The sequence below is a fragment of the Aeromonas sp. CA23 genome (assembly GCF_002587065.1).
Taxonomy (GTDB): domain Bacteria; phylum Pseudomonadota; class Gammaproteobacteria; order Enterobacterales; family Aeromonadaceae; genus Aeromonas; species Aeromonas bestiarum.
Map to the genome: position 1 here is coordinate 4,909,468 of NZ_CP023818.1, position 23,784 is coordinate 4,933,251.

The window sequence follows — 23,784 nt, forward strand, 5'->3', positions numbered from 1 at the left end:
CTCATGTCAAAAAGAAAAATTACCGTCATCCCGGGCGACGGCATTGGCCCCAGCATCATAGAATCCGCCATCCAGATCCTGACCCACGCCGGTTGTGACTTCGAATACGAGTATGCGGATGCCGGTCTGGTCGCGCTGGAGAAGCACGGCGAGCTGCTGCCCCAGGCCACCCTGGATCTGATCGAGAAGAACAAGGTCAGCCTGAAAGGCCCGCTCACCACCCCGGTCGGCGGCGGCTTCACCTCCATCAACGTCTCCCTGCGCAAGAAATTCAACCTCTACGCCAACGTCCGCCCCGTCATCTCCTTCAAGGGTACCCGCAGCCGTTACGACAACATCGACATCATCACGGTACGGGAGAACACCGAGGGCATGTACTCGGGTGCCGGCCAGAAGCGCAGCGATGACAACCAGAGCGCCGAGGCGATGAGCATCATCACCCGTGATGGAGCCGAACGCATCGTCAAGTTCGCCTTCGAGCTGGCCCGTCAGGAAGGGCGCAAGAAGGTCACCATCATCCACAAGGCCAACATCCTCAAGTCCACCTCGGGCCTGTTCCTGGAAGTGGCCCGTGAAGTGGCAGCCCGCTATCCGGATATCCAGAGCGAGGAGATGATCGTCGATGCCGCCTGCATGAACCTGGTGATGTACCCGGAGCGGTTCGACGTCATGGTCACCACCAACCTGTTCGGCGACATCCTCTCGGATCTGTGCGCCGGTCTGGTGGGTGGCCTCGGCATGGCGCCGGGCGCCAACATAGGGGATGGCGCCGCCATCTTCGAAGCGGTGCACGGTTCGGCACCGGATATCGCCGGCAAGAACATCGCCAACCCGACCTCGGTGATCCTCGCCTCCATCCAGATGCTGGAATATCTGGGCATGCAGGACAAGGCTGAACGCATCCGGGAAGCAGTGCGCGCCACCATAGAATCCGGCGATCGGGTCACCCGGGATCTGGGGGGCACGGCCTCCACCAGCGAGTTCACCCAGTCCATCATAGATCGGCTGTAATCTAGTCTAATGTATTGATTTTAAAAGGGAGCCTCGGCTCCCTTTGTTTTATCTCGCGGCGCGCTACCCCCCTCATCGATTGGCTACTATGTTCAATAGATAAGGGATAAGGAGATCCATTATGCGCGCTATTTTCAGCCTGCTGCTCATCAGCAGCAGTGTCATGGCAGTAGACAGACCGGTCGACAATGCCTGGAAAGAACTACCGGCATCCGGCACCCAGCAAGCCAGCCAGGTCTGGCGCTCCACCATGGATACAAACGAGCTGCTCAAGGCGCCCAAACCGCTCTCCTTCGGGGTGGACATAGTGACCGACAGCAATGGCAACAGCCAGGTCACCCCCTATCAGAAGCTGAACCTGACCGCCGAAAAGAGCGTGAGCCTCTCCTTCGAGCAGCACAAACCCAGGATCAAGTTCAAGGCCGGTGGCATGAACACCTCCATCAAGTTGCGCGGCAACGGGGTCAAGCTGGAGTTCAGCCCGACCGATCGCTCCATCCCCCTCGACATAGAGCTCAAGCTCACCGACGGCGAGTCCTCCCTGCGCTTTGACTATCGCTTCTAGGCCTGCATAAACGACAGGACCGACAGCATCTCTGCTGTCGGTCCTGTTTTCCGTTCACGGCAAGGCGCCGGACGTCAGTCCTTGGCTTCCAGCTTGGAGACCCAGTACTTGTTGTAGACGTGTACCGTGATCTCTTCGCGATCGTGGTAGAGCTGCTTGGCCTGGATGACGAAGGCGTTGTCGATCTCCTTGAGCAGGCCGCGCAACACTTCTATGTTGTGCACAGCTTCGGCGTAGCGCTTCTTCATCGGCAGCTTGAGGTTGAACACCGCCTCCTGGCAGTCGTTCTCGCGGAACCAGTCGGCAATCATGTGAACAACCCGTGCCGGCTTCTCCACCATGTCGCACACCAGCCAGTAGATGTTCTTCTTGCTGGGACGCCACACGAAACCGTCGTCACGCAGGTGCTTCACCTGGCCTGTATCCATCAGGGAGGGGGCCATGGTGCCGTTATCCACCGCGGTTACCATCATGCCGCGACGCACCAGCTGATGCGTCCAGCCACCCGGGCAGGCACCCAGATCGACCGCCTTCATGCCGGAGGTGAGGCGCAGGTCCCACTCTTCCCGTGGCACGAACACGTAGAAGGCCTCTTCCAGCTTGAGGCTGGAGCGGCTCGGGGCATCCGGCGGGCAGCGCAGACGCGGGATGCCCATGTGGAATTCGGAGTTGTTGAACGAGTAGGAGTAACCGATCAGCAGGTGATCGTTGGCCATGAAGAAGGCGTGGAACACCGGACGGTGCGGCGTCTCCTTCTTGGTCAGCAGCTCGTTGCTGCGCAGCGCCTGACGAAGCGGCACTGTGAACTTGCGGCAGAAGGCCGACAGCTCTTTCGCCTCGTTGGTGTCGGCTGTCTCCACCCGCAGATCGCCGCAGATGGTATAGCTGGCGGCCGCCTCCAGGATGGGAGAGATCCGGTCGGAGAGATCCAGATCCTTCAGCTCATGGGTCACCACCAGCATCTGGCGGATGAAGATGAGCTCCTTGAACGGCAGCTTGCGGGCCAGCAGATCGGCCTGCTCCTCGTCATACAGCTCGAATATCACATAACCGCTGTCGTCCTTGACCCGGGCGAAACCGTAACACTGCATGTTACTGGCACGTTCGGTGATCTCTGCCGCCGCCTCTTTCTCAAAACCGGGGCGGCAATAAAGCAGCAGATTATTCATTTTTTCCTCCAAGACGACAGCCAGCCCATATCAGAGCCGCCCATCCCAACATAAAACAGAGGCCACCGGCCGGGGTAATGAGCCCCAGCCCCTTGCTGCCGAGCAGCACCATGGCGTAAATACTGCCGGAGAATCCGAGGATCCCCAGCACAAATGCGAAGCCCGCAAAGGTGATCACCTTGCTGCGCACACCGCACCAACCCAGCACCAGCAGGGCCAGTGCGTGAAAAAACTGATATTGTACGGCTGTGTTGAACGCCGCCAGCAGCGAAGGCGTGATGCCGCTCGCCGCCAGGCCGTGGGCACCGTAGGCCCCCAGCAGGGTTGCCGTCAGGCCAAACAGGCCAGCCAACACCAACCAATGCCGCTGAAACTCTCGCTGGATCTGCATCCTTGGCTCCTCCTCGTCTCGCTCACCACCGTCAGGCCTCAACCCGAGTGGCGGCGATAAAGCTTTTTATCCGATCGGCCGCCTGTTGCAGGTTCTCCTGCTCGCTCACTCCACTCGCCTTTCGCGGTTTGAAGCCATGGTCACCATCGGTCAGCCAGTGGACCGATACGTGGGGTGAGAAGGGAAAATCTGCCAGTTCGGCGCGCGTGCCGAAGGTATCGCGCTCCCCTTGCAACAGCAGGGTCGGCGTCTTGATCTGCTTGAGCACTTCGCCCCGCCAGCTGTCGGGCTTGGCCGGGGGGTGGAAAGGATACCCGAGAATGAGCAATCCTGCAGCATTCATCTCATCCTCTCCTTCGCGATACAGCTCTGCCGCCATGCGTCCCCCCATGGACTTGCCCGCCAGAAACAGTCTTGGATGGGCAAACTCGCGGATCATCTGACGCCAATGGTCGAGCAACACGGGCGCTCTGTCCGGCGGCCTGCGCTTGCCATCCAGAGCCCGTTTGCTCATGTAGGGGAAGTTGAAACGCACCACCTCGATATCGGTGCCCGCCAGCAGGCGTGACAGCTCGGCGAGAAAGGCGTGTTCCATGCCGGTACCAGCGCCGTGAGCCAGCAAAATGCGAACGGGGGCATCGCTTGCCCCCTCCCTTATCACCTCAGTCATGACGTCCTCTCTCACGCAATCACCTCAGTGCACACCCATCAGGCCTCATGCATCGGCGAGCCGTGCCCGGCGACGGGCCTCCTCCTGCTCCACCAGCTCCAGCATCCAGTCGCGGAAGGCCACTATCTTGCCCTGATCCGACTGCTGCTCCTGGCACACCAGGTAGAAGGCGTTCTTGCTCACCAGCACCTGTTCGAACGGGCAGATGAGGCGACCGGCCTCTATTTCGGGCTGGGCCAGCACGCTGTGACCGAGCGCTACCCCCTGGCCGTGGATCGCCGCCTGGATCACCATGGTCGAGTGGCTGAAGATGGGCCCCTGATTGACGTTGGGGGCATCTATGTCGAGCTGGCGAAACCAGGCCTTCCAGTCACGGCGGGAGGTATCGTGCAGCAAGGTATGACGGGTCAGATCATCCGGGGTGCGCAGAGGCTTGGGGCCAGTCAGCAGCAGCGGCGAACAGACGGGGATCAGGTATTCGGTGTGCAGCTTGTCGGATCTCAGCCCAGGCCAGTTGCCACGGCCGTAGTAGATGGCCACGTCCACATCGTCGGTGAGCGACCCCTCGTCCATGTCCACCGCCTTGATCCGCACATCTATGTCCGGATGGCGTTCGCTGAACTTCACCAGCCTGGGCACCAGCCACTGGATGGCAAAACTCGGCTGCAGAGAGACGGTGAGCGCCCCCTTGGCACTGCGGGCCAGCAGCTTGTCGGTCGCCTCCGAGATGGAGCTGAAGATGTCCTTGATATCGAGGAAGTAGCCCTGCCCCTCTTCGGTCAGCAGCAGGGAGCGGTTCTTGCGGCGAAACAGCTTGATGCCGAGATACTCCTCCAGCGCCTTGATCTGGTGACTGATGGCAGCCTGGGTCACGAACAGTTCTTCCGCAGCCCGGGTGAAGCTTAAGTGACGAGCCGCGGCTTCGAATGCTTTCAGTGCATTGAGCGGGGGTAAACGACGAGACATGAGACCAGCCGACGATGAGTTTTTCTAATGGGCCGCATTATAATTTGTCGGTTGCGGGCCGACCAGTGAATAAACATAATTCGCTTCGCAATCCGTTGTCATATGGCTCACTTTTTCTCTTCCATGTTGGTTTACATGTGATTTTTGTGAGTCAGTGGTCTGCGATTGTGGTGTTGTGTTTCTTCCTCTGCGGGAAGAGGGGCTTAAATCGGACCGATTTAACCCAGTCTGTCATCTGAATGTGTTTGGCGCCTCCGGTTGGATGGCGCCTTTTTTCTTATCCCTATACCTTGAACTGCCCCACCAGCTGCTGCTGTTTGTCCGCCAGCGCCGACAACTCGCGCCCGTTTTCGGCGGAGGTCGCCGCCTCGGCCCGTATGGTGTGGCTCACATCGCGAATGTTGCTGACGTTGCGATTGATCTCGTCCGCCACCCCGCTCTGCTCCTGCGCCGCCCGGGCAATCTGCTCGTTCATCTGATGTATGGTCGCCACCGCATGGATGATCTGCTCCAGCACGCTGACCGACAGATCCACCTTTGTCAGCGTCACATCCGCCTGGCTGTGGCCCGTCATGATCGCCTTGACCACGGCCTGGGTACCGGATTGCAACTGCCCTATGAGGGTCTGGATCTCGACGATGGCGTTCTGGGTACGCCCCGCCAGATTGCGCACCTCATCCGCCACCACGGCGAAGCCACGCCCCTGCTCACCGGCCCGCGCCGCCTCGATGGCCGCGTTCAGCGCCAGCAGGTTGGTCTGCTCGGCGATTCCCTGGATCACCACCAGGATGTCGTTGATGTTCTCGCTGTTGGCGGAAAGCCGCTCCACCACCGGCTTGGCGTCACTGATCACCGCCATCAGCTTGCGCATCGCCTCCTGGGTATCGGCCACCACATACTTGCCCTCCTGCGCCGAGGTATCGGCCTGGTTGGCTGCCGCCACCGCCGAGTTGGCGTTGCCCGCCACCTGCAGCGCGGTGGCGCTCAGCTCTTCGAAGGCGGTCGCCACCAGATCCACCTCCTGATACTGGGCCTGCATGCCGGCGCTGGTGCGCTCGGCAACCTGGGCCGCCTGCTCAGCACTGGCGCGGGTGCCGGCAACCGTGTCTATCACCTGACTGATGGTGGTCTGCAACTTGTTGAGGAAGCTGTTGAACCATTTGGCCAGCTCACCTATTTCGTCATCGCGATGCAAGTCGATGCGCTGGGTCAGATCCCCCTCCCCGGTGGCTATGTCCTTGAGGCGGGCCACCACGGCGCGGATGGGTGCCACTATCTGATGAGCCATCAGCCAGATGCAGAGCAGCCCGATCGCCGAGATCACGCCGCCGATCACCAGCTGGGTGACCACGCTACGATTGGCCTGGCTGGAGAGATCCTCTTGCAGCTGACGGGCCGAGGCCAGCACCACGCTGCGGGGCAGCTCGATATAGATGCCCCATGTCTGCGCCGTGCCGCGCATCCTGACCGGCACGAAGGTTTGCAGCAAAGAACCGTCCGGGCTCCAGCGGGTCATGGTCTGCCCCTGGCCGAGCCAGCCGGTCAGATCGCCGGCCAGCGCCTGGTATTGTTGGCCAAGCGGGCTGCCCAGGGTCACGTCAAAGCCATCCACCCCGGCGGCGCGCCCTTCGTGACTGACCAGCAGCACCTTGCCCTGACCGTCATAGAGCGCCTGATCCATCTCTTTGACCAGGTTTTGCAAGGTGGCCAGCGAGATATCGACCCCGACCATGCCAAGCAGGGTCTCCTGCTCCAGCAGGGGGACTGTCACCGAGGTCATCAGCACCTTCTGCGACCCCACATCGTCGAGATAAGGTTCGAGCAGACAGAGCGCCTTGCTGCGGATGCTGCAGCGATACCATTCGTTCTCCACTCCGCCGGCCGCCGTTGGACTCTCGTCCGCCAACACGGATTCGTTTTGTACCTCGGGTTCTATCTTGCCGTCGACCCGGGCCCAATAGGTGGAGAAGCGCCCCTTGTCGTTGGCCCCAAGCGCACTGGAGCCATGGTAGTTGCTGTCCTCCCCGTCGAGCTGATCCGGCTCGAACACCGCATAGACACCAAGCAGATTGGCCGAGGAGGCCGCCGCATCGTGCAGTTGCTGATTGACGGCGCCACGCAGCGTCTCGGAGGAGCCGAAATTGTCGGCCGCATTCTTGCGCTGGAACAGGATCCCCTGCGCCAGCAGGGTGGTGCGGAAATAGGCCTCATCCAGATAACTGGTGACCTTGGCCGCCTGCTCGGATCCCATCGCCTTCATCCAGTTCTCGGCCGAACGCTGCGCCTCCTCAGTGGTGGAGGTCAGCACCTGATCCTGCATCCGGGCGGCGCTATAGAGAGAAGAAGCGACCAGGGCACCGGCACTGGCCAACAAACAACAACCGGCGATCAGGGTAATGCGCCCCTGAACAGAAAGAGAACTCATACCACCATTCCTAACTTCATACAGATGTGCTCAGTGTATCGGTTTTGGAAACAAAAACTTAACCTATCAGGCGAAATCCAGGCTGAGCTGGTTAACTTCTCCGTCACGGGGCAGCCCGACCACCAGCCCGAGCAACCGGATCGGCTTGCCCTGTGCCCGCAGCAGCCCCTCATGGAGCAGATCGTGAAACAGCTCGGGCTGATAGCCGCCACGGCGATAGACTGTGGTCTGCTGAAAATCGGCAAACTTGAGCTTGATCCCCTGCCCCATCAGCGCCTCTGCCGGGCAGGCCTTGGCAAAGCGCAGCTCCAGCTCGGGAATGAGCCGGCTCAGCACCTGCCAGCAGGCGGCCTCATCCAGCACGTCGCTGGCCAGGGTTGTCTCCACGCCTATGGTCTTGCGCACTCGCTGGGCCTGCACGGGCTGATCGTCATGGCCCCAGATCCGCCCCGTCAGCATCTCTCCCAGCTTGCCGAATCGGGCGATCAGCTCCTCGCTGCTGAGCACTCTCGCATCCTCGCAGGAGTAAAGCCCCTGGGACTCCAGCCGATCGGCCGTCTTGCGCCCAATCCCCGGCAGCTTGGCCAACGGCAGCTGGCGCACGAACTCATCCACCTCATTCGGCTTTATCACGAACAGGCCGTCGGGCTTGCGCTGCTCCGAGGCCAGCTTGGCCAGAAACTTGTTCGGTGCCACCCCGGCCGAGGCGGTCAACCCGAGCTCGGTCACTATGGCGTGACGGATCTCGGCCGCCATCAGGGTGGCACTGCCGCCACAGCAGGGGCTGTCGGTGACGTCGAGATAGGCTTCGTCGAGGGAAAGCGGCTCCACCAGCTCGGTGTAGCGCAGGAAGATGGCACGCAGCTGGCGGGAGATCTCCTTGTAGAGCGCCATCCGGCCGGGGATGAGCACCAGCGGCGGGCAGAGCTTCTTGGCCAGGCCGCTCGGCATGGCGGAACGCACCCCGAAACGGCGCGCCACATAGTTGCAGGTCGAGATGACGCCGCGCCTGTCTGCCGAGCCGCCGATGGCCAGCGGCACCTCGCGCAGGGCCGGATTGTCCCGCATCTCTACCGCCGCGTAGAAGCAGTCCATGTCGATGTGAATGATTTTGCGCATACCACTGTACGGATAAACAGGTAACCTGCCTATGCTAACCCAGCGCTGCCGTTTCTGCCATCGGCATGAAGCGACGAACAGGCATAGACTCTTAAGGCACCATTCACCACCCCATGGGTCAAGGAGGACGAGATGAAAGCACTCTGGCTGGGATTAGGGCTGGGGTTCTGCCTGCTGTCGCAGCCTGGCAGCAGCAAGGACAACCCGACTGCCGAATGCAGCTGGCTGTATGACCGCATAGCGGCACTGGAAAAGGCCATCAAGCAGGGTGACGAGCTGGGAACACGGGAAGAACTGGCGCGCTGGCAGGCAGAGTTCAACAAGAAAGCCTGTCGCCAATACGACTACTGAGCACACCGCCATAAAAAAGCGGGCTGACCACAAGGTCAGCCCGCCTGTTATCCAGCATGGGTCCGAATACGACTTCGGCCCCCGACCCGCTCAGATGATCCGGTTGTCGATCAGCATCTTGCGACGGGCCTCTTCCTTGGCCATCTTCTTCTTGCGGTTGTCACAGGGCTCCGGACAATCGCACTCTTTCTCGATGCCGATCGTGCCCAGCCCACCGCAGGAACCTGAGATGGTCTTCTTCTGGAAGATGTAACCTATGGCCATGGCCACCACGACCGCCAGAAACACCCCGAAGGTGATCAAGAAAATCTGCATGCTACTGCCTCTTACTTTCTAACCAGATACTGTTTGAAGGCATCTGAATACGCCTCTTCAAAGCCATCGGCCGTCTTGGTGATCACGAAGATAGCCAGCCCGCGCTCCTTGGCATAGGCCAGGCTCTTCTCGGGCCCGAGCACCATGAACACGGTCGCCAGCCCGTCTGCCGTCATGCAGGAGGGGTGGATCACGGTCACCGACACCATGCGATGCTGGATGGGCTTGCCCGTCATGGGATCTATGGTGTGGGAGAAACGCTGGCCGTCCATCTCGTAATAGTTGCGGTATTCACCCGAGGTGGCAACCCCGTTGTCACCGGCCACTATCACTTCCTGCACCGAGCCGGCATTGGCGGTCGGCTTCTCGATGGCCACGCGCCAGGGGTGACCCTTGCCGTTGACGCCATTGATGCGCAGCTCACCGCCGATCTCCACCAGATAGTTGTGAGACCCCATGGCTTCCAGATACTCGGCCACCTTGTCCACCCCAAAGCCCTTGGCGATGGCGGAGAGATCCACGTAGAGATCCGGAATGTCCTTTTGCAGGGTATCGGCATCGGCGGAGGTGATCACGTGCAGATTGCCCAGACCTGTCTTCTGGCGGGTCTGGGTGATCAGCTCCTCGGACGGGATCTTGGTCGGGCGGGCATCCGGCCCGAAACCCCACAGATTGACCAGGGGACCGACGGTCACGTCCAGCGCGCCGCGGCTCTCACGGCCCAGATGCAGGGATTCAGTCACCACACGCGCGGTATCGCGAGAGACCACCACTGGGGTCGAGCTGCGGTGCTGGTTGAAACGCGACAGCTCGGAGTCGGGACGATAGGTCGACATCTGGTCGTTGACCCGCTCCAGCAAGACATCGACCTCGGCCTGGAACTTGGCCGGATCCGTGATGACGTTGTCCGCCACCTTGATGGAGTAGTAGGTACCCATGGTGCTGCCGGTGATGTGGATCTCCGGCTTGGATTGGACCGTTTCCTGACCGCACCCAGTCAAGAAAAAGGCTAGCCCGAAGGCTAGCCAGGTCTTTACAACACTGTGCATTGATTAACCACCAAAGTCATCCAGCAAGATGTTTTCGTCTTCAACACCGAGGTTTTTCAGCATGTTGATGACGGCAGCGTTCATGACGGGAGGCCCGCACATGTAAAATTCACAATCTTCCGGCGCCTCGTGGTTCTTGAGATAGCTCTCGAACAAGACGTTGTGGATGAAGCCTGTGTAACCATCCCAGTTGTCTTCCGGTTGCGGATCAGACAGGGCGACGTGCCACTGGAAGTTGTCGTTCTCGGCGGCCAGCATGTCGAAGTCTTCGACATAGAACATCTCGCGCTTGGAACGGGCACCGTACCAGAAGCTCATCTTGCGATGGGTCTTCAGGCGACGCAGCTGGTCGAAGATATGGGAGCGCATCGGCGCCATACCCGCACCACCACCGATGAACACCATTTCGGCGTCTGTGTCCTTGGCGAAGAACTCACCAAACGGACCCGAGATGGTTACCTTGTCGCCAGCCTTGAGGCTGAAGATGTAGGAGGACATCTGGCCGGGAGGCGCAGTCCAGTTGCTGGGCGGCGGGGTCGCGATCCGCACGTTCAGCATGATGATGCCGAACTCTTCCGGATAGTTGGCCATGGAATAAGCACGAATGATCGGCTCATTGACCTTGGACTCCAGTTCGAAGATCTTGAAGCGATCCCAGTCCCCGCGATACTCCTCGGGGATATCGAAGTGCTTGTACTGCACATGGTGAGCAGGGGCTTCGATCTGGATATAACCACCGGCGCGGAACGGGACGCTCTCGCCATCGGGGATCTGCAGCTTGAGCTCCTTGATGAAGGTGGCCTTGTTGTCATTGGAGATGACGGTACAGTCCCACTTCTTCACCCCGAAGATCTCTTCCGGCAGCTCGATGTCCATGTCGCCACGCACAGTGACCTGACAGGCCAGACGCTCGCCATGACGGGCCTCGCCCTTGCTGATGTGATCCAGCTCGGTCGGCAGAATATCGCCGCCGCCGGCTTTCACCCGCACCTTGCACTGACCACAGGAGCCACCGCCGCCACAGGCGGAGGAGACGAAGATACCGCTGCCGGCCAGTACGCCGAGCAGCTTGCCACCCGCCGGGCTGGTGACAGCCTTGGCCGGATCGCCGTTGATGCTGATTGTCACGTCACCTGCGGTCACCAGCTTGGACTTGGCGAACAGAATGACTGCTACCAGGGCCAGCAGGATCACGGTGAACATGACCACACCCAGAATAATTTCCATCTATATTTCCTTTCCGATTACAGGGAAATACCAGAGAAGGACATGAAGCCCAGCGCCATCAGACCCGCGGTGATGAAGGTGATGCCCAGACCACGCAGGCCTTCCGGTACATCGGAGTACTTCATCTTCTCGCGGATCCCTGCCATCGCGACTATGGCCAGCATCCAGCCTGCACCCGACCCCACGCCATAGACCACGGACTCCACGAAGTTGTAGTCACGCTGCACCATGAAGGAGACGCCACCGAAGATGGCGCAGTTCACGGTGATGAGCGGCAGGAAGATGCCGAGCGCGTTGTAGAGCGCCGGGAAATACTTGTCCAGCGCCATTTCCAGGATCTGCACCAGGGCTGCAATCACACCGATGAAGGTGATGAAGCTCAGGAAGCTCAGATCCAGGCCGGAGACCAGGGCGCCATCTTTGAGGACGTAGTTGTAGATCAGGTTGTTGGCCGGAACGGCAACGGTCTGAACCACGATAACGGCAATCCCCAGACCCATGGCGGTCTTGACCTTCTTGGACACAGCCAGGAAGGTACACATCCCCAGGAAGAAGGAGAGGGCCAGGTTTTCGATGAAAATCGAACGAATCAACAGACTCAGATAGTGTTCCATACCTTAATCCTTCGCCTCCACCTGCTTGGGATCCCTGGTGCGGACGCCCCAGATGATCAGACCAATGATGAAGAACGCACTCGGCGGCAACAGCAACAGGCCGTTAGGCACGTACCAGCCACCATTGTTCACCAGCGGCAGCAGCTCGATACCGAACCAGGTACCCGAGCCCAGGATCTCGCGCACGGTCGCCACGACCAGCAGCACGGCGCCATAGCCCAGACCGTTGCCGATACCGTCCAGGAAAGAGGGCAGCGGGGCGCTCTTCATGGCATAGGCTTCGGCACGACCCATCACTATGCAGTTGGTGATGATCAGACCCACGAATACCGACAGTTGCTTGGAGATGTCATAGGCATACGCCTTGAGCACCTGGTCAACCACGATAACCAGCGAGGCAATCACCGCCATCTGGGCGATGATCCGCACGCTGTTCGGGATCTGGTTGCGGATCAGGGAGATGAACAGGTTGGAGAAGGCGGTGACCGCGGTCACCGCCAGCGTCATCACGAACGCCGTCTTCATCTGGCTGGTAACGGCCAGCGCGGAACAGACACCCAGCACCTGCAGTGCGATGGGGTTGTTGCCGAGCACAGGCGTCAACAGCAACTTCTTCATTTCGCTCTTGTCAGCCATTGTTGATTTCTCCTGCACGAATCTTGGCCAGGAAAGGACCGAAGCCCTTGGGTCCCATCCAGAAGTCGAACGTGTGCTGTACACCGTTACCTGTCAGGGTGGCACCGGACAGACCATCGATCTCATGCTCGGAACCTGCCGGAGCATGGCCCTTGATGACGCGCAATGCCGGCATGCCGTCCTGATCGAACAGCTTCTTGCCGATGAACAGACCTTGCCAGGCCGGGTTCTCGATCTCGCCGCCCAGACCCGGGGTTTCACCGTGGTCATAGTAGGTGATGCCCTTGATGGTCTGACCGTCAGCCGCGACGGCGACGAAGGCATACATGGTGGACCACAGACCCTGGCCGTAGATAGGCAGGATAATGTTGTCGACCTTGCCCTCAGCATCTTTGGCGAAGAACACCGGGATCAGTCTGGAGATTTGACGCAGACCGGCCTTGTCGTCGGCAGATGCCAGACGAATGCTCTTGGCCGGGTCTTTCGCTGCCAGCTTGGTGTCGAAGTTGTCGGCATCGCCGTCAACGAACTCACCCGTGGTCAGGTCCACCAGACGCGCTTCAATCTTGTCGCCGTACAGCTGGGCCAGATCACGCTTGGCCACGCTGCTGACATCGACACCGGCGACGGACAGAATATTGCTTTGCTTGTCCAGCGCCTTGTTTTCCAGCTGAGCCGGACGCAGCCCCACGGCAGCCACTGAGACCACGATGGAACAGACCAGACACAGACCGGTTACAACCGTCAGGGTGCCGACAGTAGAGTCTTTATTAAACGCCACGAGCGATCCTCCGCTTGATGTTCGCCTGCGCCACAAAATGGTCAAACAAGGGGGCAAACAGGTTGGCAAACAGAATGGCCAGCATCATGCCTTCCGGGAACGCGGGGTTCACGACACGGATCAGCACCACCATGACGCCAATCAGGGCGCCATACCACCACTTGCCCTTGTTGGTAAAGGCAGCGGAAACCGGATCGGTCGCCATGAAGGCCATGCCAAAGGCGAAGCCGCCCAGCACCAGATGCCAGTGCCACGGCATGTTGAACATGGGGTTGGTGTCTGAACCTATGACGTTGAACAGCAGGGAGGTGGCGACCATGCCGATCATCACACCGGCGATGATGCGCCAGGAGGCGATCCGCATGTAGACGATCATGGCGGCACCGATGAGGATCATCAGGGTGGAGACTTCACCGATGGAACCCGGCAGGTTGCCGAGGAAGGCATCCATCCAGCTGATGGCCTGACCGGTGGCACCGTTGATCAGCGCCATCTGGCCGCCCTGGGCCCACTGGCTCAGCGCGGTCGCGCCCGAGTAGCCGTCAACGGCAACCCAGACGGCATCACCTGAGATCTGGCCCGGGTAGGCGAAGAACAGGAAGGCACGACCCGCCAGGGCCGGGTTCAGGAAGTTCTTGCCGGTACCACCGAACACTTCCTTGGCCAGCACCACACCGAAGGTGATACCCAGCGCGGCTTGCCACAGGGGCAGCTCGGGCGGCACTATCAGGGCGAACAGGATGGAGGTCACGAAGAAGCCTTCGTTGATCTCGTGCTTGCGCACCATGGCGAACAGCACTTCCCAGAAACCGCCGACCAGGAACACGGTCAGGTAGATGGGCAGGAAGTGAGTGGCACCGATCAGCATCTTGCTGCCGATACCGGCCACGGCCGGATCCAGCGAGGCACCCAGCAGTTGCGCCAGCGCATATTGCCAGGTGTCGGCACCGGCAGCCGTGCCCAGATGGGCAATGGCGGCAATCGCCTGATTGCCGACGTTGAACATGCCCCAGAACATGGCCGGGAACACGGCCAGCCACACCATGATCATCATGCGTTTCAGATCGATCGCATCACGGACGTGGGCAGCATTGCGGGTCACGGACCCGGGGGTATAAAACAGGGTGTACGCCGCCTCGAACAGGGCATAGTACTTGGAGTACTTGCCGCCCGGCTCGAAGTGATGTTCCATCTTTTCAAGAAGTTGCTTGAAACTCATCGCTTAACCTTCCAGTTCTATCTTGGTCAGGCACTCACGCAAGACTGGGCCGTATTCTGTCTTGCCAGGGCAGACGAAGGTACAGAGCGCCAAATCTTCCTCATCCAGCTCCAGACAACCGAGCGCCTGGGCGCTGTCGATGTCACCGGAGACCAGATCCCGCAGCAGCAGGGTCGGCAGGATGTCGAGCGGCATCACGCGCTCATAGTTGCCGATAGGCACCATGGAGCGATCACTACCGTTGGTGGTGGTAGTAAAGTTGATGAGTTTGCCCTTCATCAGATGAGAGAGGGTGGTACGGGTGATGGAGAACTTGCTGGCGCTGGGATTGACCCAACCCAGGAACTCTTTCTCACGTCCCTCGCCCAGCACGCTCACCTGATTGTGGTAACGACCCAGGTAGTCATGCACCCCTTCGGCCTTGGCACCACTCAGGATGGAACCGGAAATGACGCGGTTTTCATCCGCACGCAGCTCGTTGTTGGTCAGCTGGCTGATGCAGGCGCCCATGCGGGTGCGCAGCAGGCGTGGCTTGACCACGTTCGGACCGGCCAAGGAGATCACCTTGTCGGTGAAGATCTGGCCTGTGGTGAACAGCTTGCCGTAAGCGATGACATCCTGATAGTTGATGTACCACTGCACCTTCTTGGCACTGACCGGATCCAGGAAGTGGATATGAGTACCAGGCAGGCCGGCAGGGTGCGGGCCGACGAACACTTCCTCTTTGACTTGCGCCAGGGAAGCGTGCGGCAGGCTGGCCTCGCCCTTGCAGACATGGACGGCGCCATCGGTCAGACGAGTCAATACCGCCAGACCATCGAGGAAAGCCTGAGCCTGTTCCTTGATGATGAGGTCGCTATTGGCGGCCAGCGGGTTGGAGTCCATCGCGGTGACGAAGATGGCGCGCGGGGTTGAGCCCACGGCCGGCACCTTGCTGAATGGGCGGGTACGCAACGCAGTCCATTGGCCTGACGCGACCAGGATCTCTTGCACCTTGCTGCGCGCGAGCTGTGCGAGCTCGGCAGACGCAAAGTGTTCAAAGGTCACCTGCTCGTCGGACCCATCGAGTTCGATGACGACAGATTGCAGAATGCGCTTGGCACCCCGGTTGATCTCAGAAACCACACCGGTGGCGGGGGCCGTGAATTTAACGCCGGGATTCTTCTTATCTTCGAAGAGCTCCTGACCTTTAATGACGCGATCACCTACTTTGACGAACATAGTAGGTCGCATCCCCACGAACTCTTCGCCGAGTGTAGCAACACGGGTGATGGCCGGGCCATCGTAGATTACTTGCTCCGGAGCACCCAGCACGGGGATGTCCAGTCCTCTTTTAATTGTAATCATACTCACTTGCACTACCGTTAAGGGAAGACAGGTTGGTTAGCGCCGAGAAATACATCACGACGAGTTGTTGAATGAGCCCGTTCATGTTGCGAAAAAATGTCGAAGAAACAAACAAATCAGCAACATACAGGGTCATTCAAAAGCGCCTGAGTTTAGCACTTATGGCAAGTTTACTGCCATGCAAAATGGGGAAAATCCCCGCTCTATCACAAAATCATCGAAATTTAATCACGCCGATTTCTTCACTAAACCTCAGGATTTGCCTCGAGTTAGCCATTAATACCTCAAAATAGGTAATGGCGTTTATGTTCGAAAATAGATTAGAAATTTTGATGTCTGGGCGGGAGAGCGACGCCACGAGCAAGGACTCGGGGCGCCGCCAAAAAACGTTTATTAATTGTTAACTAATCGAGGATTGAGTAATCAACTCGTCAATAGCCTTAGGCCGGGCCATTCTTGCTGACACAACTCGGGGTCGTCGGCGCCTGTTCCCGTTGCTGCCACTCCTGCTCCGTATAGGTATGCAACGCCAGTGCATGAATGGCGCCCGCCAGCTCGTCGGCCAGCACCCCATTGACCTGGCGGTGGCGAGCCAGCAGTCGCTGACCCTCGAAGGCCTGGCTCACCACCACCACCTTGAAATGGCTCTCTGAGCCCGGCGCAACCCTGTGCATGTAGCTTTCGTTGATCACCTCCAGGTGGCTGGGGGACAAGGCAGCGGCCAGCTTGGCCTCGATCTGTTGTTGCATGGTCACGAGCAAAACTCCCAAAATGGATGTCCGGCCATTGTAGCCAGGGTTGGCGGTATGACGAAATCGTCCGGCACGGGAAAAGAGGCGAGGTTTTGCCCCTCGTCCAGTGCCGCCGGGCTGGTGAAATTCTCCGCCCCCGCTAGAATAGCGCCACTTTGCGCCCCGCCGGCGCCTGTTTTATGAATCATCTGGACGCTTCGCTTATGCAAACCCTTCTCGACACGGCTCATTGTCGTCTGACCCTGTATCGCTATCCACGCCAGAGCCAGGATCCGTTGCAGGCCTGGGATGCGGCAGACGAGTACCTGATCAATACCCTGGCAGAGGCGCCACTCGAGCAGACCGGCCCCGTCATCATCATGAACGACGGCTTCGGGGCCCTGGCCGCCTACCTGCACGGCCATGCCCCCGTCTGTGTGAGCGACTCCCATATCAGCGAGCGGGCCACCCTGGCCAACCTCGCGGAGAACGGGCTGGATCCCCATGCCATCACGCTGCAGGATGCGCTGGCGCCATTGCCTGCGTCACCCGCGCTGGTGGTGATCAAGGTCTCCAAGTATCAGGCACTGCTGGAACAGCAACTGCTGGCCCTGCGCCAGGTGGCAACCCCGGCCACCCGCATCCTCGCCGCCGGCAAGGCCAAGGACATTCACAGCTCCACTCTGGCGCTGTTTGAAAAATACCTGGGACCGACCCGCACCTCGCTGGCCTGGAAGAAGGCACGCCTCATTCACTGCACCCCGGCCGGTACGCCCGCCGAACGCCCCGTGCTGGCCAATCCCTTTCCCACGGTCTGGCCGCTGGAGGGCACCGACATGCTCATCCACAACCATGCCAATGTGTTTTCGCGCACCAGCCTGGATATAGGCGCCCGCTTCATGCTGGACAACCTTCCGATCCATAGCGCACGACGCGTGATCGATCTGGGTTGCGGCAACGGTGTGCTGGGGCTGGCGCTGCTGGCGCGGGATACCGAGGTGGAGGTGACCTTCATCGACGAATCCCACATGGCGGTCGCCTCGGCGCGGCTCAACGTCGAACACAATCTGCCGGATGCCCTGCCCCGCGCCCGCTTCACGGTCAACAACTGTCTCGATGGGGTGGAAGTCGGCTCGGCGGATCGGATCCTCTGCAACCCGCCCTTCCATCAGTTGCAGGCGATCACCGATCATATCGCCTGGCAGATGTTCAGCGATGCCCACCGGGTGTTGCCCCAGGGGGGCGAACTCTGGATAGTAGGCAACCGTCACCTGGATTATCACAACAAACTCAAGCGCCTGTTTGCCAATGCACAAGTCGTTGCGTCGAACAGCAAATTCGTTATTTTGAAAGCCATCAAACGCTAAACAGAAAGCTAAAGGAAACCCATGATGAAAAAGTCACTCTTGCTGCTGGCCGCCCTGACGCTGGGTGGTTGTGCGACTCACTGGCCGGAAACCGCCCTGCTCAACCCGCAGGTTATTCCTTCCAATCAGCAGTACTACTCGGGCAACCGCATCACCCTGGAAGGGGTCGACAAGCGTGAAGCCGCCTACGTCTTCTCCATCAAGAAGAAAGAGAAGGCCGCCGTGCTGGTCAACAGCGAGCAGCCGCTCAACAACCTGCTGGCCGAGAAGCTGGCCGAAGGCCTGCGCAGTCAGGGGCTGGAAGTGGGCAACAGCGGTACCACCAACCTGACCCTGGCCATCTCCAGCGCCGCGGTCACGGTGGAAGAGAAAACCTTCACCTACATCACCAAGTCCCGCGTCAGCCTGCAGGTGATGGCCGACTTCCAGGGCAGCAAGCTGACCAAGCAGTTCAACATGTCCTCCAGCAAGGAAGGCCCGGGGGAACCGACCATGGCCGAGCTGGAATCCATCCTGAACCAGCAGCTGGGCAGCCTGCTGCAACAGATCATGGCGGACAATGCCCTGCGTGGTTATCTCAAGGGTCAGCCGAGCTGAGCGAGGAGAGTCAAATGAAAAAACTCTGGTTACTGGCCATGCTGATCGCCCCGCTGGCGTTCGCCGGCCCCAAGGTCAGGATGGAGACCAACCACGGCAACATAGTGGTGGAGCTGGCCTCCAAGCAGGCGCCGCAGACGGTGAAAAACTTCCTGCGCTACGTGGCGGACGGCAGCTATGACGGCAGCCTGTTCCACCGGGTGATCCAGGACTTCGTGGTGCAGGGGGGCGGCTATAACCAGCAGTTCCAGCAACTGCCGACCCTGGATCCCGTGGTCAACGAGTCCAAGGGCGGCCTGCCCAACAAGCGTGGCAGCATCGCCATGGCCCGTACCCAGGCCGTGGACAGCGCCACCCGCCAGTTCTACTTCAACCTGACCGACAACAACAACCTCAACGCCAATGCCGGCGCCGGTTATACCGTGTTCGGCCAGGTAGTGCAGGGCATGGAGGTGCTGGACAAGCTGGCCCAGGTGCAGACGGGTTACAGCTCCATCCTGCGCGCCAACGACGTGCCCACCAGCCCCATCATCCTGAAGAAGGTGGTGTTGCTGGCGGAGAAATAACGCGGGCCGGATCACATTCCGCCGCGTCTTTGCCCGGGTCACCGGCGTCCCTTTCTATACTCTGGCCTTGCCCCATGTTCCCGGGGTATGGCCCACATGAGGAGAAGGAGGTTCCGGTGACCTGCAACGAGTACCTAGCCCAACACACAGTCCCTCTGGCCCAGGCGGTTCGTCACTTTCTGGCACGAGAAATTTCCTATCAGCAGTTGGAAGACTTGAGCTGGCAGCTCCTCTCCCACTGGCAAGACTTGCCCCATATACCCGCAGACAAACAACCGGCTACCGACCAGGAAGGGGTGTTCTGGCACCTGCTGCACAGCCTGCATCAGTGGGATGAGCAGCAGATCATCGCCGACGTCTGGCTGCGCCTGCAGCTGATGGAATGCGCCAACTATCTGACCACAGAGGGCCCCTGCCCGCGCCACTGCATGGGTTCGCGCCCCTGAATCCAGACCCGCCACGCTCGGCTTGCCTTGGCTATCCCCCTCGAACCTGACAAAATGGCGCAATTTTCCCAGAGGAGTCAGGTATTTGAACACTGTCCGCACACCGAGCTGGCGAGACTCGCTCGCCGTCTACCTTGAGACTCGGGTCCTCATACTGTTTGCCATGGGTTTCTCGTCCGGCCTGCCTCTGCTGCTGGTGTTTGGCACCCTCTCGTTCTGGCTGCGCGAGGCCGATGTCAGCCTGACCGACATCGGCTACATGAGCTGGGTGGCGCTGGCCTATGGCTTCAAGTGGCTGTGGTCGCCGCTGGTTGACCGGATGCCGCTGCCGCTGCTCTCCCGCTGGCTGGGACGGCGCCGCAGCTGGATGCTGCTCTCCCAAGTGCTGATTGCCCTCTCGCTGGTGGGCATGGCCTATTGCGATCCCAAGACCCAGCTCGCCCAGCTCGCCCTGTTTGCCCTGCTGGTGGCATTTTGCTCCGCGACGCAGGACATAGTCATCGACGCCTATCGCATCGAATCGGCGCCGGAGCGGTTGCAGGCGGCCATGGCGGCCTCCTACATGACGGGTTACCGGCTGGCGATGATCATGGCCGGCGCGGGGGCGCTGGCACTGGCGGCCTGGCTCGGCAGCAACAGCGGCTATGACTACCGTGGCTGGCAACTCACCTATCTGCTGATGGCGGGGCTCATGTCCCTCGGCGTCATCACCACCCTGATCTGCCACGAACCGGACATAGATCTCGCCGGTCAGAACGATCAGCAGGAGGCGCGCAAGGCGCTGCTGCTCTCCCGTGGCTGGCCCACCTCGCTGGCCGGCATCGGCGCCTGGATCTACGAAGCCATCTGGTGTCCGTTTGCCGATTTCTTCCGCCGTTACGGCGGCTCGGCCATGCTGATCCTGGGGCTCATCGCCTGTTATCGTATCTCGGATGTGGTGATGGGGGTGATGTCCAACAGCTTCTACGTGGACCTGCAGTTCAGCAAGACGGAAGTGGCCACCATCACCAAGGTGTATGGCGTCATCATGACGCTGGTGGGGGCCGCCCTGGGGGGCGTGCTGGTGATGCGCTTTGGCACCCTGCGCATCCTGTTCCTCGGCGCCCTGCTCACCGCCAGCACCAATCTGCTGTTCGCCCTGCTCAACGAAGTGGGCCACAACCTGGAGCTGCTGACCCTGATCATCTCGGTCGACAACCTCAGCGCCGGCATAGCGACAGCCGCCTTCGTGACCTATCTGTCGAGCCTGACCAACGTGGCCTTCTCCGCCACCCAGTACGCCCTGTTCAGCTCCGTCATGCTGCTGATGCCCAAGCTGCTGGCGGGTTTCTCCGGGCGTTTCGTCGAACAGTTCGGCTACAGCACCTTCTTTATCGGCACCAGCCTGCTCGGCATTCCTGTGTTGATCCTGATCTTGCTGGTTGCCAAACGAGGAAGAGACTTGCTCTCGCAACAGGATAAATAGCAAGCGTTTGCGTGAAATTGGGGGTGATTAGATTCACACTTCCGAATAAAGTTCCCCGGCTCTTGTTTCTCCGATGAATTTATTTGGCTAGAATCCCTTCCGCTCCTTGTGGGCAGGCTACGGAAAACCTCAACTAACGCACAAGAGACCAATAAAATGGCCAAATTTACCAAGACTCTGATCGCTGCCGGTCTGCTGGCTGCTGCCGCCACCCCGGCCTTCGCTGCTGACTACAGCGGTGACATCCACAAGAACGATTACAAGTGGATGCAGTTCAACGTCATGCATACCATCGACCAACGTCCTTTCACCACTGGTGCAGAAGATTACAACGACACCTACTTCGAAATGGAATTTGGCGGTCGTTCCGGTCTGTTTGACCTGTACGGTTACGTCGATGTGTTCGACATCTTCGATTCCCGTCACAGCGACAAGCACAAGGGTCAGAACCTCTTCATGAAGTTTGCGCCGCGTATGTCTCTGGATGCGCTGACTGGTAAAGATCTCTCCTTCGGCCCGGTGCAAGAGGTGTACATCGCCTCCCTGAACAACATCGGCGACAACCAGATGGAAAACATGATCGGTCTGGGTGCTGACGTACAGGTGCCTTGGTTCGGTAAAGTGGGTATGAACCTGTATGCCCGCCACGCCACCGAAAACCAGTTCTTCACCGAAGAAGAAGGTGAGTGGAACGGTTACTGGTTCGCCATGAACTGGTTCAAGCCTTTCTACACCTTCAGCAACGGCAGCTTCGTCTCCTACCAGGGCTACCTGGACTACGCCTTCGATCTGGACACCCACGACCGTGCCGACCGTACCAGCGACAACCTGGCTACCTTCCACGGTATCTACTGGCACTCTGACCGCTACGCTGTCGGTTACGGCCTGAAGTACTTCATGGATGCCTACGGCACCAAAGATGGCTCTACCGCCTACGACGGTACCCCCTGGAAGAGCTCTGGCTTCAGCCACTACTTCTCCGTTACCTACAAGTTCTGATAGAACGGGTAATGCAGATACAAAAAACCGGAGCAGCTGCTCCGGTTTTTTTATGGCTCTGTCATCGAACCTTTTACTGCTGCACCGCGTGGCGGTCGCATAAGGGGGAGGGCCGAACCCTCCCGCCCGTCATCAATCGCGGAAATTCTGGAACTGCATCGGCTGACCCAGCTCGGCACCACGTACCAGCGCCATGGCCTCCTGCAGATCGTCACGCTTCTTGCCGGTGACGCGCACTTCATCACCCTGAATGGCGACCTGCACCTTGATCTTGGAATCCTTGATCAGCTTCACCAGTTTCTTGGCGATCTCTTTCTCGATCCCCTGCTTGAACTTGACGTTCAGGTGGAAACGCTTGCCGGAGTGAACGCTGTCGCCCACGTCCATTGAGCTGTTCTCGATGTTGCGCTTGAGCAGGGCTGCGCGCAGGATTTCGACCATCTGCTTGAGCTGGAAGTCGGCATCGGCCTCCAGCTTCACTTCTTCCTTGTTCAGCTCGAAGCTGGCTTCAACACCACGAAAATCGAAACGGGTCGCCAGTTCACGATTGGCGTTATCGACGGCGTTCAACACCTCGTTCATTTTGACTTCAGAGACAATATCGAATGACGGCATGTCAGGGCTCCTCATGTTGCGCTATAAGGGGGCAAATCTACCAGAAAACCGGCAAATTTGCTGATTTCGATGGGGTTGCTCTGCTAGAATCCCCTGCGCACAGGAATGGCGAGACCCGTTAGTGTCCGCCACGCGACATCTTCACTTATCCCCGGCGGGCGGTTGACCGGAATGCAACCCCTACCTTGATTGAGTCTCTCCATGCCAAGCGGATTACAGAGTTCCCGACTGCCCTCCTCCCCCCAATGGTCACTGCTGGGCTGCGGCGCCCTGGGTGGCGTCTTCGCCTCCCTGCTGACTCTAAGCGGTCAACCTACCCGCGTCTTGCTGCGCGATCGTCACCGTTCGACCCTGCATCCCGGGATCGACTTCACCTCGCTGGAGGGCCATACCCAGCTGATCGCCATCGAACGCGGTTTCATCAGCCAGCCCGGCCAGATCAAGCGTCTGCTGGTGATGACCAAGGCTGGTCAGGTGGTGTCGGCCCTGACGCCGCTGGTGGGCAAGCTGGCGGCAGGCGTGCCCATAGTGCTGCTGCACAATGGCATGGGCATAGCCGAGCAGGTGGTCCAGCTGTTCCCCCATAACCCTGTCATCGCAGGTGTCACCAGCCATGGCGCCATGCAAAGCGGCCACTTCGTGTTCCGCCATACCGGCAAGGGTGAAACCTGGCTCGGCCCGGTCAATGAGGCGGCCAAGGCCCATGCCTCCCTGGCGGACGATCTCGGTGCCGCCCTCGGCCAGGCCGGTTGGGATGAGCAGATCCTGGCTCGCCAGTGGCAAAAACTCGCCATCAACTGCGCCATCAATCCGCTGACCGCGCTCTATAAACTCAAGAATGGTGAGCTGGCCGGCCCCCGCTTCGCCGATGTCCTGCAACAGATCTGCGTGGAAGTGGCGGACGTGATGCAGGCCGAAGGCCAGCCCACCAGCAACGATGAGCTGCTGCGCCGCGCCATGACGGTGGTGGAGCTCACCGCCGACAATTACTCTTCCATGTATCAGGACATGGAGCTGGGCCGAGAGACCGAGATCGAGGCCATCACCGGCTTCCTGCTGGCCAGGGCCGCCCGGCACGGCATCGCAGTACCGGTCAATCAGGGCCTCTATCAGGCCATCAAAGAGAAGAGCTGAGCCTGGCGA

Annotated in this window: 26 protein-coding genes; 10 read left to right on the top strand and 16 right to left on the bottom strand. The window is 59.8% G+C overall.

The genetic code is table 11. From position 1 onward, the window contains the following. Nucleotides 1-3 precede the first annotated feature (3 nt). Together CK910_RS22555 and CK910_RS22560 are read left to right on the top strand one after the other, a co-directional pair. On the top strand, nt 4-1,011 hold the full coding sequence (locus CK910_RS22555; protein ID WP_098984774.1) for an isocitrate dehydrogenase: 1,008 nt from the start codon (nt 4-6) through the stop codon (nt 1,009-1,011). 121 nt (nt 1,012-1,132) lie between these two features. Continuing rightward, on the top strand, nt 1,133-1,576 hold the full coding sequence (locus CK910_RS22560) for a hypothetical protein (RefSeq protein WP_098984775.1): 444 nt from the start codon (nt 1,133-1,135) through the stop codon (nt 1,574-1,576). Nucleotides 1,577-1,650: 74 nt separating this feature from the next. Here the strand turns inward: CK910_RS22560 and rlmM are convergent, their stop codons facing one another. From rlmM to dinB, 6 genes are all read right to left on the bottom strand, one after another. After that, nucleotides 1,651-2,745, bottom strand: a complete 1,095-nt coding sequence (rlmM, locus tag CK910_RS22565) for a 23S rRNA (cytidine(2498)-2'-O)-methyltransferase RlmM (protein WP_043134451.1) — start codon at nt 2,743-2,745, stop codon at nt 1,651-1,653. Then, entirely contained in the window at nt 2,738-3,136 is a 399-nt protein-coding gene (locus CK910_RS22570; protein ID WP_043134447.1) for a DUF423 domain-containing protein, read from the bottom strand. The genes rlmM and CK910_RS22570 overlap by 8 nt, the downstream gene beginning before the upstream one ends. A gap of 31 nt (nt 3,137-3,167) precedes the next feature. Then, complete coding sequence (locus CK910_RS22575) at nt 3,168-3,806, bottom strand: alpha/beta fold hydrolase (RefSeq protein ID WP_098984776.1); 639 nt, start codon at nt 3,804-3,806, stop codon at nt 3,168-3,170. Between the two features lie 45 nt (nt 3,807-3,851). Continuing rightward, complete coding sequence (locus tag CK910_RS22580; protein WP_043134445.1) at nt 3,852-4,772, bottom strand: transcriptional regulator GcvA; 921 nt, start codon at nt 4,770-4,772, stop codon at nt 3,852-3,854. A gap of 283 nt (nt 4,773-5,055) precedes the next feature. After that, complete coding sequence (locus CK910_RS22585; RefSeq protein ID WP_098984777.1) at nt 5,056-7,197, bottom strand: methyl-accepting chemotaxis protein; 2,142 nt, start codon at nt 7,195-7,197, stop codon at nt 5,056-5,058. Nucleotides 7,198-7,263: 66 nt separating this feature from the next. Continuing rightward, a complete protein-coding gene (dinB, locus tag CK910_RS22590) occupies nt 7,264-8,316 on the bottom strand; it encodes a DNA polymerase IV (RefSeq protein ID WP_098984778.1) in 1,053 nt (350 codons plus the stop codon). Nucleotides 8,317-8,448: 132 nt separating this feature from the next. Between dinB and CK910_RS22595 the strand changes: the two genes are divergently transcribed. Then, nucleotides 8,449-8,667 (top strand): hypothetical protein, encoded by a 219-nt coding sequence (locus tag CK910_RS22595; RefSeq protein ID WP_098984779.1) that lies wholly within the window; start codon nt 8,449-8,451, stop codon nt 8,665-8,667. Nucleotides 8,668-8,757: 90 nt separating this feature from the next. Here the strand turns inward: CK910_RS22595 and nqrM are convergent, their stop codons facing one another. The 9 genes from nqrM to CK910_RS22640 all read right to left on the bottom strand — a co-directional run bounded on the left by nqrM (nt 8,758) and on the right by CK910_RS22640 (nt 16,604). Continuing rightward, nucleotides 8,758-8,982, bottom strand: coding sequence for a (Na+)-NQR maturation NqrM (gene nqrM / locus CK910_RS22600; RefSeq protein ID WP_042867164.1), 225 nt, complete (start codon nt 8,980-8,982; stop codon nt 8,758-8,760). Between the two features lie 11 nt (nt 8,983-8,993). Beyond that, a complete protein-coding gene (locus CK910_RS22605; RefSeq protein ID WP_043554759.1) occupies nt 8,994-10,031 on the bottom strand; it encodes an FAD:protein FMN transferase in 1,038 nt (345 codons plus the stop codon). Nucleotides 10,032-10,034: 3 nt separating this feature from the next. Further along, the gene (nqrF, locus tag CK910_RS22610) at nt 10,035-11,258 is read right to left on the bottom strand and encodes an NADH:ubiquinone reductase (Na(+)-transporting) subunit F (RefSeq protein WP_098984780.1); all 1,224 of its coding nucleotides are present in this window, start codon (nt 11,256-11,258) and stop codon (nt 10,035-10,037) included. 17 nt (nt 11,259-11,275) lie between these two features. Further along, nucleotides 11,276-11,872 carry an NADH:ubiquinone reductase (Na(+)-transporting) subunit E gene (nqrE, locus tag CK910_RS22615; protein ID WP_005330713.1) on the bottom strand — a complete coding sequence of 199 codons (597 nt, stop codon included), beginning with the start codon at nt 11,870-11,872 and terminating at the stop codon, nt 11,276-11,278. A gap of 3 nt (nt 11,873-11,875) precedes the next feature. Continuing rightward, complete coding sequence (locus CK910_RS22620; RefSeq protein WP_042867161.1) at nt 11,876-12,508, bottom strand: NADH:ubiquinone reductase (Na(+)-transporting) subunit D; 633 nt, start codon at nt 12,506-12,508, stop codon at nt 11,876-11,878. Further along, nucleotides 12,501-13,289, bottom strand: a complete 789-nt coding sequence (locus CK910_RS22625) for a Na(+)-translocating NADH-quinone reductase subunit C (protein WP_043134434.1) — start codon at nt 13,287-13,289, stop codon at nt 12,501-12,503. The genes CK910_RS22620 and CK910_RS22625 overlap by 8 nt, the downstream gene beginning before the upstream one ends. Further along, on the bottom strand, nt 13,279-14,508 hold the full coding sequence (locus CK910_RS22630) for an NADH:ubiquinone reductase (Na(+)-transporting) subunit B (RefSeq protein WP_098984781.1): 1,230 nt from the start codon (nt 14,506-14,508) through the stop codon (nt 13,279-13,281). The genes CK910_RS22625 and CK910_RS22630 overlap by 11 nt, the downstream gene beginning before the upstream one ends. A gap of 3 nt (nt 14,509-14,511) precedes the next feature. Beyond that, nucleotides 14,512-15,855 (bottom strand): Na(+)-translocating NADH-quinone reductase subunit A, encoded by a 1,344-nt coding sequence (locus tag CK910_RS22635; protein ID WP_098984782.1) that lies wholly within the window; start codon nt 15,853-15,855, stop codon nt 14,512-14,514. A gap of 440 nt (nt 15,856-16,295) precedes the next feature. Further along, nucleotides 16,296-16,604 (bottom strand): BolA family protein, encoded by a 309-nt coding sequence (locus CK910_RS22640; RefSeq protein WP_042867323.1) that lies wholly within the window; start codon nt 16,602-16,604, stop codon nt 16,296-16,298. 206 nt (nt 16,605-16,810) lie between these two features. Here CK910_RS22640 and CK910_RS22650 point away from each other — a divergent pair, with 206 nt between their 5' ends. The 6 genes from CK910_RS22650 (at nt 16,811) to CK910_RS22675 (ending at nt 22,026) form a co-directional block, all read left to right on the top strand. Further along, nucleotides 16,811-17,953, top strand: coding sequence for a methyltransferase (locus CK910_RS22650; protein ID WP_098984784.1), 1,143 nt, complete (start codon nt 16,811-16,813; stop codon nt 17,951-17,953). 24 nt (nt 17,954-17,977) lie between these two features. Next, the gene (locus CK910_RS22655) at nt 17,978-18,550 is read left to right on the top strand and encodes a YajG family lipoprotein (protein ID WP_098984785.1); all 573 of its coding nucleotides are present in this window, start codon (nt 17,978-17,980) and stop codon (nt 18,548-18,550) included. Nucleotides 18,551-18,564: 14 nt separating this feature from the next. Further along, nucleotides 18,565-19,116: a peptidylprolyl isomerase gene (locus CK910_RS22660; protein WP_042867155.1), complete on the top strand. Its 552-nt coding sequence runs from the start codon at nt 18,565-18,567 to the stop codon at nt 19,114-19,116. A gap of 116 nt (nt 19,117-19,232) precedes the next feature. Further along, nucleotides 19,233-19,562 carry a hypothetical protein gene (locus tag CK910_RS22665; RefSeq protein WP_098984786.1) on the top strand — a complete coding sequence of 110 codons (330 nt, stop codon included), beginning with the start codon at nt 19,233-19,235 and terminating at the stop codon, nt 19,560-19,562. A gap of 85 nt (nt 19,563-19,647) precedes the next feature. Beyond that, nucleotides 19,648-21,027: an AmpG family muropeptide MFS transporter gene (locus tag CK910_RS22670; protein WP_098984787.1), complete on the top strand. Its 1,380-nt coding sequence runs from the start codon at nt 19,648-19,650 to the stop codon at nt 21,025-21,027. A 156-nt stretch (nt 21,028-21,183) separates the two neighbouring features. After that, nucleotides 21,184-22,026, top strand: coding sequence for a nucleoside-specific channel-forming Tsx family protein (locus tag CK910_RS22675; protein WP_043134423.1), 843 nt, complete (start codon nt 21,184-21,186; stop codon nt 22,024-22,026). 132 nt (nt 22,027-22,158) lie between these two features. On the opposite strand, the gene CK910_RS22680 is transcribed toward CK910_RS22675, so the two are convergent. Further along, nucleotides 22,159-22,641 carry a YajQ family cyclic di-GMP-binding protein gene (locus CK910_RS22680; RefSeq protein WP_005311958.1) on the bottom strand — a complete coding sequence of 161 codons (483 nt, stop codon included), beginning with the start codon at nt 22,639-22,641 and terminating at the stop codon, nt 22,159-22,161. A gap of 201 nt (nt 22,642-22,842) precedes the next feature. On the opposite strand from CK910_RS22680, the gene CK910_RS22685 reads away from it, so the two are divergent. After that, nucleotides 22,843-23,775, top strand: coding sequence for a ketopantoate reductase family protein (locus CK910_RS22685; RefSeq protein WP_098984788.1), 933 nt, complete (start codon nt 22,843-22,845; stop codon nt 23,773-23,775). The last annotated feature ends 9 nt before the right edge of the window (nt 23,776-23,784 follow it).

Coding starts and splice junctions, on each gene's coding strand:
- CK910_RS22585 (WP_098984777.1), bottom strand. CDS start 7,197: ATGAGTTCTCTTTCTGTTCAGGGGCGCATTACCCTGATCGCCGGTTGT.
- CK910_RS22620 (WP_042867161.1), bottom strand. CDS start 12,508: ATGGCTGACAAGAGCGAAATGAAGAAGTTGCTGTTGACGCCTGTGCTC.
- CK910_RS22680 (WP_005311958.1), bottom strand. CDS start 22,641: ATGCCGTCATTCGATATTGTCTCTGAAGTCAAAATGAACGAGGTGTTG.
- rlmM (WP_043134451.1), bottom strand. CDS start 2,745: ATGAATAATCTGCTGCTTTATTGCCGCCCCGGTTTTGAGAAAGAGGCG.
- CK910_RS22655 (WP_098984785.1), top strand. CDS start 17,978: ATGAAAAAGTCACTCTTGCTGCTGGCCGCCCTGACGCTGGGTGGTTGT.
- nqrM (WP_042867164.1), bottom strand. CDS start 8,982: ATGCAGATTTTCTTGATCACCTTCGGGGTGTTTCTGGCGGTCGTGGTG.
- CK910_RS22650 (WP_098984784.1), top strand. CDS start 16,811: ATGCAAACCCTTCTCGACACGGCTCATTGTCGTCTGACCCTGTATCGC.
- dinB (WP_098984778.1), bottom strand. CDS start 8,316: ATGCGCAAAATCATTCACATCGACATGGACTGCTTCTACGCGGCGGTA.
- CK910_RS22560 (WP_098984775.1), top strand. CDS start 1,133: ATGCGCGCTATTTTCAGCCTGCTGCTCATCAGCAGCAGTGTCATGGCA.
- CK910_RS22675 (WP_043134423.1), top strand. CDS start 21,184: ATGGCCAAATTTACCAAGACTCTGATCGCTGCCGGTCTGCTGGCTGCT.
- CK910_RS22555 (WP_098984774.1), top strand. CDS start 4: ATGTCAAAAAGAAAAATTACCGTCATCCCGGGCGACGGCATTGGCCCC.
- CK910_RS22685 (WP_098984788.1), top strand. CDS start 22,843: ATGCCAAGCGGATTACAGAGTTCCCGACTGCCCTCCTCCCCCCAATGG.
- nqrE (WP_005330713.1), bottom strand. CDS start 11,872: ATGGAACACTATCTGAGTCTGTTGATTCGTTCGATTTTCATCGAAAAC.
- nqrF (WP_098984780.1), bottom strand. CDS start 11,258: ATGGAAATTATTCTGGGTGTGGTCATGTTCACCGTGATCCTGCTGGCC.
- CK910_RS22580 (WP_043134445.1), bottom strand. CDS start 4,772: ATGTCTCGTCGTTTACCCCCGCTCAATGCACTGAAAGCATTCGAAGCC.
- CK910_RS22575 (WP_098984776.1), bottom strand. CDS start 3,806: ATGACTGAGGTGATAAGGGAGGGGGCAAGCGATGCCCCCGTTCGCATT.
- CK910_RS22605 (WP_043554759.1), bottom strand. CDS start 10,031: ATGCACAGTGTTGTAAAGACCTGGCTAGCCTTCGGGCTAGCCTTTTTC.
- CK910_RS22640 (WP_042867323.1), bottom strand. CDS start 16,604: ATGCAACAACAGATCGAGGCCAAGCTGGCCGCTGCCTTGTCCCCCAGC.
- CK910_RS22630 (WP_098984781.1), bottom strand. CDS start 14,508: ATGAGTTTCAAGCAACTTCTTGAAAAGATGGAACATCACTTCGAGCCG.
- CK910_RS22660 (WP_042867155.1), top strand. CDS start 18,565: ATGAAAAAACTCTGGTTACTGGCCATGCTGATCGCCCCGCTGGCGTTC.
- CK910_RS22570 (WP_043134447.1), bottom strand. CDS start 3,136: ATGCAGATCCAGCGAGAGTTTCAGCGGCATTGGTTGGTGTTGGCTGGC.
- CK910_RS22635 (WP_098984782.1), bottom strand. CDS start 15,855: ATGATTACAATTAAAAGAGGACTGGACATCCCCGTGCTGGGTGCTCCG.
- CK910_RS22595 (WP_098984779.1), top strand. CDS start 8,449: ATGAAAGCACTCTGGCTGGGATTAGGGCTGGGGTTCTGCCTGCTGTCG.